10 protein-coding genes are annotated in these 13,413 nt (G+C 64.1%); 6 read left to right on the plus strand and 4 right to left on the minus strand.

Going from position 1 to position 13,413, the window contains the following annotated elements; all coding sequences use genetic code 11:
- Window positions 1-180 precede the first annotated feature (180 nt).
- Window positions 181-1,065 (plus strand): DMT family transporter, encoded by an 885-nt coding sequence (locus tag ACR0CU_RS09290; protein ID WP_170446872.1) that lies wholly within the window; start codon window positions 181-183, stop codon window positions 1,063-1,065.
- Window positions 1,066-1,171: 106 nt separating this feature from the next.
- Complete coding sequence (locus ACR0CU_RS09295; protein ID WP_170446873.1) at window positions 1,172-2,407, plus strand: MFS transporter; 1,236 nt, start codon at window positions 1,172-1,174, stop codon at window positions 2,405-2,407.
- Here the strand turns inward: ACR0CU_RS09295 and ACR0CU_RS09300 are convergent.
- Window positions 2,404-3,207: an ABC transporter permease gene (locus tag ACR0CU_RS09300; RefSeq protein WP_170337564.1), complete on the minus strand. Its 804-nt coding sequence runs from the start codon at window positions 3,205-3,207 to the stop codon at window positions 2,404-2,406. The genes ACR0CU_RS09295 and ACR0CU_RS09300 overlap by 4 nt on opposite strands.
- 126 nt (window positions 3,208-3,333) lie before the next feature.
- Here ACR0CU_RS09300 and ACR0CU_RS09305 point away from each other — a divergent pair, with 126 nt between their 5' ends.
- Both ACR0CU_RS09305 and ACR0CU_RS09310 read left to right on the plus strand, forming a co-directional pair.
- On the plus strand, window positions 3,334-3,912 hold the full coding sequence (locus ACR0CU_RS09305; RefSeq protein WP_170446875.1) for a GcrA family cell cycle regulator: 579 nt from the start codon (window positions 3,334-3,336) through the stop codon (window positions 3,910-3,912).
- 5 nt (window positions 3,913-3,917) lie between these two features.
- Complete coding sequence (locus tag ACR0CU_RS09310) at window positions 3,918-4,562, plus strand: NUDIX hydrolase (RefSeq protein ID WP_217353384.1); 645 nt, start codon at window positions 3,918-3,920, stop codon at window positions 4,560-4,562.
- 3 nt (window positions 4,563-4,565) lie between these two features.
- Here ACR0CU_RS09310 and ACR0CU_RS09315 read toward each other — a convergent pair whose 3' ends face one another.
- Both ACR0CU_RS09315 and ACR0CU_RS09320 read right to left on the minus strand, forming a co-directional pair.
- A complete protein-coding gene (locus tag ACR0CU_RS09315; protein ID WP_170401827.1) occupies window positions 4,566-5,645 on the minus strand; it encodes a DUF2235 domain-containing protein in 1,080 nt (359 codons plus the stop codon).
- On the minus strand, window positions 5,623-7,914 hold the full coding sequence (locus ACR0CU_RS09320) for a xanthine dehydrogenase family protein molybdopterin-binding subunit (RefSeq protein ID WP_480642888.1): 2,292 nt from the start codon (window positions 7,912-7,914) through the stop codon (window positions 5,623-5,625). Before ACR0CU_RS09320 ends, ACR0CU_RS09315 begins: the two co-directional genes overlap by 23 nt.
- A gap of 145 nt (window positions 7,915-8,059) precedes the next feature.
- On the opposite strand from ACR0CU_RS09320, the gene ACR0CU_RS09325 reads away from it, so the two are divergent.
- Window positions 8,060-11,221, plus strand: a complete 3,162-nt coding sequence (locus tag ACR0CU_RS09325; protein ID WP_480642889.1) for a valine--tRNA ligase — start codon at window positions 8,060-8,062, stop codon at window positions 11,219-11,221.
- Between the two features lie 128 nt (window positions 11,222-11,349).
- Entirely contained in the window at window positions 11,350-12,516 is a 1,167-nt protein-coding gene (locus tag ACR0CU_RS09330) for a benzoate/H(+) symporter BenE family transporter (RefSeq protein ID WP_254437562.1), read from the plus strand.
- A gap of 27 nt (window positions 12,517-12,543) precedes the next feature.
- On the opposite strand, the gene ACR0CU_RS09335 is transcribed toward ACR0CU_RS09330, so the two are convergent.
- Window positions 12,544-13,326 (minus strand): crotonase/enoyl-CoA hydratase family protein, encoded by a 783-nt coding sequence (locus tag ACR0CU_RS09335; protein ID WP_170446881.1) that lies wholly within the window; start codon window positions 13,324-13,326, stop codon window positions 12,544-12,546.
- Window positions 13,327-13,413: the final 87 nt, after the last annotated feature.

Here is a 13,413-nt window from a genome sequence, read left to right on the forward strand (position 1 = left end):
ATGATGCGTCGGCGTCGGAGCGGCAGGATATACGCGAGTTTGATCATGGGTGCCCGTATAGCGGGGCCAACCCAGTGTGGAAAGGCAAAATGTATCCGCCCATGGATTTTTTGCAGGCGCGGGTCGGGCGCCTTGCAATTCGGGCTTGTCATTTCTCTTACGCTGGCGCACCGATGGCCCATGTTCTCACCACAAGCCCACAACCCTGCCCTGGCAGCCGTACTTATCTTCTGCGCCAGCGCTTTCATCGCGGGCACGACATTGCTGGCCAAAGCTCTGGGCACCGAGACACTGGGCCCGCCCCTGCACCCGATGCAGATCAGCCATGGCCGGTTCCTGTTCGCATTTGTGGTCATCGTGGCAGCGGTTGGCGTTCTGCGTCCCCAACTACGGCGTCCCCACTGGGGCCTGCATGTCGGACGCACCAGTTTCGGGTGGTCTGGCATTACTCTGATGTTCGCGTCGGTCGCCTATATCCCCATAGCCGATGCCACGGCGATATCGTTTCTGAACCCTGTTTTCGCGATGGTTCTGGCCATTCCTCTGCTGAAAGAGACCGTAGGGCCTTGGCGCTGGTTGGCGGCGGCGGTGGCTTTGACGGGGGCCATCATCCTGCTGCGCCCGACCCCCGACAGCTTTCAACCCGCGGCTCTGCTGGCCTTAGCGGCGGCGGCAGTGATCGGGATGGAACTGATCTTCATCAAAAAGCTGTCTGGCCGCGAGAGCCCCATCCAGATCCTGCTCATCAACAATGCCATGGGCTTGACGATTGCCAGCATCGCGGTCGCAACCGTCTGGCAGCCACCATCGCCCGCTCAGTGGGCGGCTTTGGCCGGCATTGGTTTTCTGATGGCTTGCGCGCAGGCCTGCTTCGTCAATGGAATGGCCCGGGCAGATGCCTCGTTCGTAGCGCCAATCAGCTATGCAACGCTGATATTCGCAGCGCTTTATGACTATGGGGTGTTCCGGGTCGTTCCGGATTGGGTCAGTCTGCTGGGCTCAGGGGTCATTCTGACCGGAGCGCTGATCCTTGTCTGGCGCGAGGCCCGAGCCAGACGCCGCTAGGATTTTTTCTACGGCCTTGTCCGCAGGCGACCCCGATGTCGCAAACTCTCATGAAACCGACACCGCATGACGCACCCTGAATGCGGTTGGTTAGAGAGATTGCCCGATGCACGAACGCCGAATCCCGGAATGGGTCCGTCATGCGCCCGCGCCCTCCGTTCGCAAGTTCGGCATACTTGCCGGGTTCGAGGCCGTGGTTCGCGGCATCCTGATTTCCGTATTCCCCTTGGTGATGTACCGGGCCATGGGCGACGCCGGGTCCGTCTCGCTCGTTTACTTTCTGGTCGGCCTCGTTTCGTTATTGGCTGGACTGATGGTGCCGTTCCTGATCCGCTATGTCCCGCGACGATGGGCCTACACAGCCGGCTGCGTTATGTTCATCACCGGCGCTCTGCTGGCCATCGATGGCAGCCCCGGGGCCGTGATCGGGGCACTTGCGCTGAACACCGTGGCCGCGGTGGTTACTTTCATCTGCTTCAACGCCTACGTTTTGGACTACATCAGCAAGATCGAGCTCGGCCGCTGCGAAACAAGCCGGATGTTCTACAGCGCGCTGGGTTGGACAGCGGGGCCGATGGCAGGTGTGAAGTTGATGGAAGTATGGGCCCCTGCCCCTTTCATCATCAGCGCGGCCGCCGCCACCGGGATGCTGATCATGTTCTGGGCCACGCGTTTGGGCAACGGCAAACTGATTACCAAGGCCAGGAGGGCAACGAAAAATCCGCTGTCTTTTCTACCACGGTTCTTTGCCCAACCACGGCTGGTGGCCGGGTATCTGTTTGCCATGATCCGGTCCTGTGGCTGGTGGATCTATGTGGTCTACCTTCCGATTTTCGCCATCGAAAACGGGTTGGGTGAGCAATTGGGCGGCACGCTTTTGTCAGCCACGAACGCCATGCTGTTTTCTGCCCCCCTGATTCTGCGCTGGGTCCAGAACCGGTCTCTGCGCAGCGCCGTGCGAACGGGCTTTGCCGCGTGCGTCACATGTTTTCTGTTGGCTGCATTTCTCTCGGGCTGGCCGGTGGCATCGGTCGTCGCTCTGGTCATGGGGTCAATCTGGTTGATCGTGCTGGACATTTGTGCCGGTCTACCATTCCTGATGGCGGTGAAGCCGTCCGAGCGGACAGAGATGTCCGCAATCTATTCCAGCTATCGCGACGTTTCGGGAATTCTGACACCGGGCGTTGCCGCCTTGGTGTTGCTGGCGACACCGGTGGCTGGTGTTTTTGCGGCAGGTGGGTTTGCACTGCTGGGCGCCTGGTCCGTGGCCGCGCGACTGCATCCGCGGCTGGGACGCCCCCGCGTGCCGCTACAGCCCGGTTCGTTGTCCGAAGCTGCCTAGGCCTTCAAACGGTAACCGGTCCGCAGCATTTGCCAGATGACGGCGCAGATCAGCAGGGTCGACAGCAAACAGACGGCCATCCCCAACATCGGGTTGCTGTCCGACACGCCGATCATGCCGTATCGCAATCCGTCGATCAGGTAGAAAACGGGGTTCACGTGACTGATCCTGTTCAGCAACGGCGGCAACGCGTCGACCGAGTAGAAGGTGCCGGACAGAAACGCCAGCGGGGTAACGATGAAGTTGGTGATTGCGGCCATCTGATCGAACTTGTTGGCAAAAACCCCTGCCAGCAGGCCCAGCGCGCCCATGAACGCACCCCCAAGAATGACAAAAACCAAGGCCAGCACGGGATGCTGCGGCATCAGCCCCAAGCCAAGCGCCAGCGCAGCGGCCAGCATCAACGCGATCAGCACACCCCGTGCGATGCCGCCCGCCAGATAGCCCAGCAAGATCTCGAGTGGGGACAACGGCGGCATCAGCGTGTCCACGATGTTGCCCTGCACTTTCGAGATCACCATCGAGGACGAAGTGTTGGCAAAGGCGTTCTGAATCACCGTCATCATCATGATCCCGGGCGCCAGGAATGTCAGGAACGGCACGCCCATCACATCCGGTCGCCCTGGGCCGACGGCGATGTTGAAGATCAGCAGGAACAGGCCCGCTGTGACCAGAGGCGCCAGCAGGGTCTGCGTCCAGACCGCCAGGAAGCGCAGGGTTTCGCGCTGGGCCAGTGTCCACAACCCCATCCAGTTGACCGCTCCGAAACGGCGCATGTCCTGATCCGCGAGATTCTGCATTCCTGCCCCCAATCTGATTCGATGACCGCTTGTAACTCGGCCCGCAGTGATTAGAATAGGGCGCTGAGACGAATTCCGAAGGCGGCCCGCGACCGAGGCCGCTTTCCCGCTTTTGAAAGGCTACCCATGTCCTGGACAGACGAGCGCGTTGAACTGCTCAAGAAAATGTGGGGCGAAGGCCAGTCGGCCAGCCAGATCGCCAAGGAACTGGGCGGGGTCACCCGCAACGCGGTGATCGGCAAGGTCCATCGCCTGGGCCTGTCGAACCGGACCACCGGCGCCGCACCGGCCAAGGCCGAGCCCAAGGAAAAACCGGCCCCCGCACCCAAGGCCGAGGCCAAGCCCAAACCCACCCCCAAGACCGAACCGGCCCGCCCTGCAGCAGCCGCGCCGGCCGCCGAGGCAAAGCCGGCCACGCCGCCGCGCCGCCAGATCATTCCGGCCGGCCAGCCGCTGCCGCCGCAGCCTTCGGCCAATGAAATCAGCCCCGAGGCACTGGCCAAGGTCAACGAGGTCGAGAAGAAGGCCAAGAAGCTGACCCTGATGGAACTGACCGAAAAGACCTGCAAATGGCCCGTGGGCGATCCGGCCACGGATGATTTCTGGTTTTGCGGTCTGCCGGCCGAGCCGGGCAAACCTTATTGCGAGGCGCATGTGGGCGTCGCCTTCCAACCCATGAGCTCGCGCCGCGACCGGCGTCGCTGAGGCCCATGCGCCAGGATCCGACAGCGATGGAGGATACCTGGCTGGCCCGGGCCAAACGGCTTTTGGCGCTGGCCGAAACCGGCCAGCATTTCACCACCGATCCGTTCGACCGCGAACGTTATGACGAGATCGCCGGAATGGCCCGCGCGATGTTGGCCGATCTGGGTCGGGTGCCTTTGTCACAGATCGAAATGGTGATGCCTGCCCACGCGGGCGGATACGCGACACCCAGCATCGACATCCGCGCCGCCGTAATTCACAACGGCGGTATCCTGCTGGTACGGGAACGCAGCGACGGGTTGTGGGCGATGCCTGGCGGTTTTGCCGATATCGGCAGCTCTCCGTCGGAGAACATCGAACGCGAAGTCTTGGAGGAAGCCGGTCTGCGTGTCGCGGCGCAGACACTCTATTCCGTACGCCACAAGGCACGGCATCCCTACCCGGCAGATCCACGGGATTTCTACAAACTGTTCTTCCTATGCAGCCCTTTCGATGCCGCCACCCCGATACCGGGCCCCGAAACCAGCGAAGCGGCGTTTTTCGCCCCGGATGCGTTGCCGGACCTGTCCCTGACACGCAATCTGGAAAAAGACATCCACGATGCGTTTCAAGCGAACGGCAAGTCACCCAGCCCGGCGATGTTTGACTGACCGCTACTGCGCCGGGTGCGAATGTGGCCCTGCCGGCAGGTGCACCCATTTGGGCAGTTCGTCGGGCGAAACCGAGACATGCAGGCGTTCGGACGGGTCCTGACCTACGGTGCGATGCTTGCGCAGCAGGAAGATCTTGCCCCACCCCCGCCACGTCCCGACCGACGGTGCATGGGGATCAGTGGGAAAGCGGTTGCGCCAGTCTTCAGGCAGCGGCAGACCATGCAACTCGGCCTTGTCGAGCATCCACACCAGCGAAATGTTGGCCAGCGGTCGCGCGGGCTCGAACCCGCTGAGTTGCCCCCCGACGTCACCATGCGTGCCGCGGAACCAAACCTGTTCGCAATGGCCTCGGAAATCCGGTGCGGTCGACCAAAGGATCGGCGTGAAGACCTCTCGCGTTTCATCCAGCGCCAGCGCATGATACCCGTGCCGGGTGGACGGCCCGAGGTGGTGGTTGTGAAATGAATGCCGCTCTTCGGCCATGCGCCACAACAGCGGCAGGCGCAGTCCCAATGCCTTGACCGTGTCCCAGACGCCGATCATCTCAATTTCGACGCCGTCGTGGCAGAAATTCCGGCGAAAGTCCTGTGCGGCCTGCCCGCCCGGGTTGCACTCATAATGCCGGTAGGCCTGCTTGATGTTGCGCTCGGTCGCATGCTCGGCCCGCAGCAGCCCGATCATATCGATGACGCCGGCAAGGCTGCGCACACCATAGGCGCCGCGGGAATAGCCGATGAAGTAGATCCGATCGCCGGGCTTGTACCGAGAGGCAAGATAGCCGTAGGCCCTGCGGATCTGGCGGTTGATCCCCCGCCCCATCATCACGTCCAGCGTGGATTTCCAGCTCTCCCATTGCACGCCCGCTTCATAGAAGACCGAGACCTGATTGCCCATTTCACAGCACAGCCGAAAGGTCTGGCCGGCATGGGTCTCGAAGCCGGGCTCCAAGGTCGACATCGTTCCGTCCAGGATGATGACATGACTGATGGGTTCGCGGTGGCGCGTTTCGGCAGAATGCTCGGACCGCAGAGGGCGGCCGAGCCATCCAAGTATCTTCTTACCGAACCGCGACAGTACCATTCGACAACAATTCCCAAACCTTGACCGGAGTGAACGGCATGTCCACCTGCCGCACCCCATGATCCCAGAGCGCATCCTGCACCGCATTTGCAACCGCGGCCAATGCGCCAACGGTGCCTGCCTCGCCGCATCCTTTCATTCCCATGGGGTTGGCGGTCGACGGAACCGGCGCCGAGGTAAACCTAATCATGGGTATGTCAGCGGCGCGCGGCAAGGCGTAATCCATGAACGTTGCCGTGAGCAGTTGCCCCTCACCATCATGCACCACGTGCTCGCACAGCGCCTGGCCGATGCCCTGGGCCACCCCTCCGTGCACCTGCCCTTCGGCCAGCATGGGGTTGATGAGATTGCCGAAATCATCGACGACCGTATAGCGGTCGACCGTCGTCGTGCCGGTTTCCGGGTCGATCACGATCTCGGCAACATGGGCGCCGTTAGGATAGCTGCGCGCCTCGAGCCGCGTGCGGGCCTCGTGCTGCAGCAGGTCGGTGCGGCCGTCAGCGCAGGCCATCTCGGCCGCTTCGATCAGCGTCGGCGTCAGGTTCGACCCCGGCGCGCGAAAGGTTTCATGGTCGAAGGTCACATCACTTTCCTCGACCCCCATTTTATCCGCCAGATAGGGCGTGAATGCGGCGATCATCTGGTCAATCGTGACCAGCGTCGCCGCGCTTTGCACCGTGACCGAGCGCGACCCGCCGGTGCCGCCGCCCTGCGCCATGCGGTCGCTGTCACCTTGCACGACCCGGATCCGGTCGGCCGGAATCCCCGTCTGATCCGACAGGAACTGGGCATAGACCGTCTCATGGCCCTGCCCGTTCGATTGCGTCCCGACATAAAGGTTCACTGTTCCGTCCTGACAAAATTCGACTTTTGCGCCTTCGGAAGGGTCACCCAGAATGCTTTCGATATAGTAACAAAGCCCCTGCCCCCGGATCAGACCACGTTCGGCGTCGGCGGCCTTGCGCGCAGCGAAACCGGCGGTCTGTTCGGCGGCGCGGGACAGAACCAATCCGAAATCGCCCACATCATAGGTTTCACCGGTGGCCGAGACATAGGGAAAAGCCTCGGGCCGGATGAAGTTACGGCGGCGCAGTTCCCACGGGTCGACGCCCAGTTCCCGCGCGGCGCGGTCCATCGCGCGCTCCAGCACATAGATCGCCTCGGGTCGGCCGGCACCGCGATAGGCATCGACCTGAGTGGTGTTGGTATAAAACCCCTCGACCCGCAGATAGGTTTTCTGCACGTCATAGACGCCGGGCAGCACGCATTTGAACAGGTTGGTCTGGATCGCCTGACCGAAATGGCTGTTGTAGGCGCCCAGGTTGCAGCGGCTGTGGACCCGGTAGGCGGTGATGCGAAGATCCTCGTCAAAGGCCAGCTCGGCCAGCGAGGTCAGGTCGCGCCCGTGGTGGTCGGACAACATCGCCTCGGTCCGGTCCGACATCCAGTGCACGGGCTGGCCCAGTTGCATCGCCGCCACCGCGACCGAGAAATACTCGGGATACGGCATCGCCTTCATGCCGAACCCGCCGCCGACGTCTGGCGTGGTGACATGGACCGCCTGAGGGTCCAGCCGCAGCTTGTCGGCCAGCTGCGCCTTCATCCCCCAGACACCCTGCCCGCCATAGCTGAAATGCAGCCGCCCGTCGGACCAGACCGCATTGCAGCCGCGCGGCTCGATCGAGTTCACGATCACCCGGTTGTCGGCCACCTGCAGCGACACGACATGGGCGGCGGCGTCAAAGGCGGCCTGGGTCGCGGCCTCGTCGCCCACCGCCCAGTCAAAGGCGCGGTTGTCGGGGGCCTCGGGGTGCAGCGGCTCACCGCCCGGCGCAAGGTCCAGCTTGGCGGGGCGGTCGGCGGTATCCATCCAGATCAGCTCGGCGGCGTCGCGGGCCTGTGCGGGCGTATCAGCCACGACCATCGCCACCGGCTCGCCGACGAAGCGCACCCGGTCGCGGGCCAGCATGTGGCGCGGGGGATTGGCGGCACGGCTGCCGTCGCGGTTGACAAGGATCGTGGCGCTCAGCACCGGGTCGTTTCCGGCGGCGATCAAGTCATCGATGGTCAGCACCAGCCGCACGCCGGGCTCGGCGCGGGCGGCGTCGAGGTCCAGCCCGGTGATGTCGCAATGCGCCACCGGGCTGCGAAAGAACACCGCGTGCAGCGCGCCGGGTGGCACCGTATCGTCCATGTAGCGCCCCTGCCCGGTCAGGAACCGCTGATCCTCGGTCCGGGTGACCGGTTGGCTCTTGCCGAACTTTTCCATGACGCGCCCCTTTCACTGCCTCAGACCGCGACCCTAGCCTTGATGCGGCGGATGTCCAGTGCGCGAGGTGCTTGGCCCTTTCCCTTCCCTCCACCATTCGCTATTGCAGGCGCTGACCCAAGATCGATGACGCAGGACGCACCCGATGGCGATGGACAAGACATTCAACGCGGCCGAGGCCGAGGCCCGGATCTACAAGGCCTGGGAAGAGGCCGGAGCCTTCAAGGCAGGCGCGAACAAGTCGCGCGACGAGAGCTTTTGCATCATGATCCCGCCGCCGAACGTTACCGGCGCGCTGCATGTAGGCCATGCGTTCAACAACACCCTGCAGGACATCCTGACGCGCTGGCACCGGATGCGCGGGTTCGACACGTTGTGGCAGCCTGGGCAGGACCATGCCGGCATCGCCACGCAGATGCAGGTCGAGAAGATGCTCGCCGCCACGCAACAACCCAGCCGGAACGAACTGGGCCGTGAGAAGTTTCTCGAGAAGGTCTGGGAGTGGAAGGGCGAATACGGCGGCACCATCATCGAGCAGCTGAAACGCCTCGGCTCTTCGTGCGACTGGTCGCGCAACGCCTTCACCATGGCCGGTGCGGCCGGCGACCCGCGCACGGGCCACGAAAACAGCCCCAACTTCCATGACGCGGTCATCAAGGTCTTTGTCGACATGTACGACAAGGGGCTGATCTACCGCGGCAAGCGGCTGGTCAACTGGGACCCGCATTTCGAGACCGCGATCTCGGACCTCGAGGTCGAGAATATCGAGGTCGCCGGCCATATGTGGCACTTCAAGTACCCGCTGGCCGGGGGTGAGACCTATACTTACGTCGAAAAGGACGAGGACGGAAACGTCATCCTCGAGGAAGAGCGCGACTACATCTCGATCGCCACGACCCGACCCGAGACCATGCTGGGCGACGGCGCGGTTGCGGTGCACCCGTCGGACGAACGCTATGCGCCCATCGTCGGCAAGCTGTGCGAAATCCCGGTGGGCCCGAAAGAGCATCGCCGCCAGATCCCGATCATCACCGACGAATACCCCGACCCGAATTTCGGCTCGGGCGCGGTGAAGATCACCGGCGCGCATGACTTCAACGATTACCAAGTGGCCAAGCGCGGCAAGATCCCGATGTACCGCCTGATGGACACGCGCGGCCACATGCGGGCCGACGGCGCGCCCTACGCAGACGAAGCCGCCAAGGCCCAGGAATATGCCCGCGGGCGCGACTTCACCGAGAACGAGATCGACGCGATCAACCTGGTGCCCGACCATCTGCGCGGCCTGGACCGGTTCGAGGCGCGCGCCAAGCTGGTCGAAGAGATCACCGCCGAAGGTCTGGCCGTGATGACCCGTGCGGATGATCCGCGCCTGGGATCGACCGCGCTGAAACCCGATGCCGAGGGTGCAGACGCGCTGGTGCCGCTGGTCGAAAGCAAACCGATCATGCAGCCCTTCGGCGACCGCTCGAAGGTGGTGATCGAGCCGATGCTGACCGACCAGTGGTTCGTCGAAACCTCAAAGATCGTGGGCCCCGCGCTGGACGCGGTGCGCGATGGCCGGGTCAAGATCATCCCGGAATCGGGTGAAAAGACCTATTACCACTGGCTCGAGAACATCGAACCATGGTGCATCAGCCGCCAGCTGTGGTGGGGGCATCAGATTCCGGTCTGGTACGGGCTGGACCTGTCCGCCGAGGATTTCAAGGATGACGAAGACGACGGCGAGCTGGACCTGGTCGAACTGGGCCGGCTGCTGAACGAAGGCGGCATGCTGCACCGGGGCGCGGTCATGGAGTGCGCCGCCAGCTTCGCGGACGTCACCGGGAAGTTCCTGGATGACAATGCCGACATTCCCAGCCCGCTCAGCCACGCCACGGTAATCGAGGTGGTCGACAAGCACGAGGCGATCCACCGGTTCGCCGAAAGCCTGGCACAATACGCCATCGACCGCGACCCGACCAAGCTGGTCTATCCAGTCTGGCGCGACCCGGATGTGCTGGACACCTGGTTCTCGTCCGGCCTGTGGCCCATCGGCACGCTGGGCTGGCCCGAACAGACCGAGGAGTTGCAGCGCTACTTCCCCACCGATGTCCTGATCACCGGGTTCGACATCCTGTTCTTCTGGGTCGCGCGGATGATGATGATGCAGCTGGCCGTGGTGAACGAAATCCCGTTCCACACCGTCTATCTGCACCAGCTCGTCCGCGACGAGAAGGGCAAGAAGATGTCCAAGACCACCGGCAACGTCATCGACCCGCTGGAAATCGTGGACGAGTTCGGCGCCGACGCGCTGCGCTTTACCAACGCGTCGATGGCGGCCATCGGCGGCGTGCTGAAACTGTCGCGCGAGCGCATCACCGGCTATCGCAACTTTGGCACCAAGCTGTGGAACGCCGTCCGCTTTGCCGAGATGAACGAGGTCTTTACCGACGCCGTGCCGCAACTGGACGTGGTCGAGTTGCAGCCCAAGGCCGCCGTGAACCGCTGGATCATCGGCGAAACCGCCCGCGTGCGCGAAGAGGTCGACTCGGCGCTGGAGAGCTATCGCTTCAATGACGCGGCCAATGCGCTTTATGCCTTTGTCTGGGGAAAGGTCTGTGACTGGTACGTGGAATTGTCCAAACCGCTGCTGCAGGGCGACGATGCCGAGGCCCAGGCCGAGACCCGCGCCACCATGCGCTGGGTTCTGGACCAATGCCTGATCCTGCTGCACCCGATCATGCCCTTCATCACCGAAGAGCTGTGGGGCCTGACCGGCACCCGTGCCAAGATGCTGGTGCATGCCGACTGGCCCAGCTATGCCGCCGACGATCTGGTCGACGCCGACGCGGATCGCGAGATGAACTGGGTGATCTCGGTGATCGAGAACACCCGCTCGGCCCGCGCCCAGATGCGCGTCCCGGCGGGCCTGTACGTGCCGATGCTGGTGACCGAGATCGACGCCCACGGCCAGGCCGCCTGGGACCGGAACGAGGCGCTGATCAAACGGCTGGCTCGGATCGACAGCCTGACCAAGGCCGATACGCTGCCCAAGGGCACGATCTCGATCGCCGCGCCCGGCGCGTCCTTTGGTCTGCCGCTGGCCGACATCATCGACATCGGCGCCGAAAAGGAACGGCTGGAAAAAGCCAAGGGCAAACTGGCCAAGGAACTGGGCGGTCTGCGCGGGCGTCTCAACAACCCTAAATTCGTGGCCTCGGCCCCGGAAGAGGTGGTCGAAGAGGCCAAGGCCAACCTGGCCGCCCGCGAAGAGGAAGAGGCTCGCATCAACGAGGCGTTGGCCCGACTGGCCGAGATCGCCTGATCCATCAGCCCCTCGCACACGCTTGACGAAACCCCGCCGCGCACGCCCGGCGGGGTTTTTTGCACCCGGCCCTGTTCACCGGGCCAAACGGTTGCTAGCAATCTCGGGACCAATCCACCGAGGCCCCCATGTCCAGACCCTTTCCGCCGATGCAGACCGTTTCAACCGGGCTGGTCGTGGCCGTAGTCGGCTTTTTCAGCTCGTTTCCGATTGTCCTGCAGGGGCTGGACGCCATGGGCGCCTCGGGGCCTCAGGCGGCGTCGGGGCTGATGATGGCCGCCCTTGCAATGGGGCTGGCGGCGATCGTGCTCAGCCTGTGGTACCGCCAACCGATCAGCGTGGCCTGGTCCACGCCCGGTGCGGCGCTGCTGGCGGTTTCGGCCGCGCCGGCTGCGGGATTCTCGGGTGCCATCGGCGCGTTCCTGTTTGCGGGTGCGCTGACCGTGCTGGCCGGTATGTGGCGCCCGCTGGGGCGGTTGGCGGCGGCGATTCCCACCACGCTGGCACAGGCGATGCTGGGCGGAGTGCTGCTGCCGCTGTGCATCATCCCGTTTCAGGCCGCGGTCGAGATCCCCTGGCAGGCCCTGCCGGTGATCCTGACCTGGTTCATCGCCGGACGTGTACACAGACTGCTGGCCGTCCCCGCCGCCGTGCTGGCCGCCGCGCTGGTCGTCGTTCTGTTCTCTGACGGCCCGTCGGTCCGCCCCGACCACCTGCTGGCCGCGCCGGTCTGGACCACTCCCACCTTTTCGGTGCCGTCGATGATCGGCATCGGGGTGCCGCTGTTCGTGGTCACGATGGCCACGCAGAACATCCCCGGCATCGCGGTCATGCGCAGCTTTGGCTATGCCCCGGTCGCGGGGCGACTGTTCTCGGCCGTGGGCGGGGCCAGCATCCTGTCGGCCCCCTTCGGCGCGCCGGCGACCTGCCTTGCGGCCATCACCGCCGCCATGTGCTCGAACGAGGACAGCCACCCCGACCGAGATCAGCGCTATTGGTCTGCGGTCATGGCCGGGGTGTTCTATTGCCTGTTCGGCGTGTTCGCCGTGGCCATAACCGGGTTTGCCGCCCATGCCGATCCGATGCTGATGGGCACGTTGACCGGTGTGGCGCTGATCGGGGTCATGGCCAATGCCACCTTCGCCGCGCTCGAGGTTCCGGCCGAGCGCGAAGCCGCGATCCTGACCTTTGCCATCACCGCCTCGGGCATCACCGTGTTCGGCCTGGGCGCGGCGGTCTGGGGCCTGCTGGCCGGCGGCATCGCCTATGGGGTGACGACGCGCCTGCGGGGCTGAAATCGATCTGGCCGCTGCCCGCGAGGTTTACTTGAACTCGGGCTTGCGGCCCTGCATCTGGGCCATCACCACTTCCATCTGGTCGGGTTTGCCGATCAGCTCGACCTGTTCGGCGGACTCTGCCAACAGAACCTCGGCGCGCGACTTGGATTCGGCCACCTCAATCAGACGTTTCGCGGCGCGGATGGCCGAGGGGCTCTTGCCCGCAATATCCTCGGCCAGTGCGATGGCTTCGGTCAGCGGATCATCCGACAGGCTGGTGACCAACCCCCAATCGGCGGCCTGGGCGGCACCGATGGGCCGCGCGGTATAGGTCAGCATGCGCAGCACGTCGGACCGTACCAGTTTCGGCAACAGGACCATGCCGCCCATGTCGGGGATGATGCCCCATTTCATCTCCATCACGGCCAGCTTGGCGTCGGGATGGGCGATCCGGATATCGGCGCCCAGCGCGATCTGCAGACCACCGCCATAGGCCACGCCCTGAATGGCGCAGATCACCGGCACCGGCACGCGGCGCCAGATCAGCGCCAGTTCCTGCATCTCGTTGGCGTCGTCATGGCTGCGGGTCATCAGCCACTCGGTCGGGTCCTTGTGCGCCATGGCCGCAAAACTGGCCATGTCGAGCCCCGCGCAGAAGCTTTTGCCCTCGCCCGACAGCACCACGGCACGGGCGTCCGAGGCGGCGACCTCTTGCCCCGCTGCCAGGATCGCCTTGACCATCGCATCATCCAGCGCGTTCATCTTGTCGCCGCGGGTCAGGGTGACATGGGCGATGTGGTTCCTGTATTCGACTGATACGCGCGCCATCTGGGCCTCCGGGTTTGGTGTTCCGGGCAAACCATGCCCCGAAACCCGCAGCCGACGCCAGCCCGACGTGAGGGCAGATCGGCGCGG

This window comes from Ruegeria sp. BC2, from assembly GCF_056539245.1.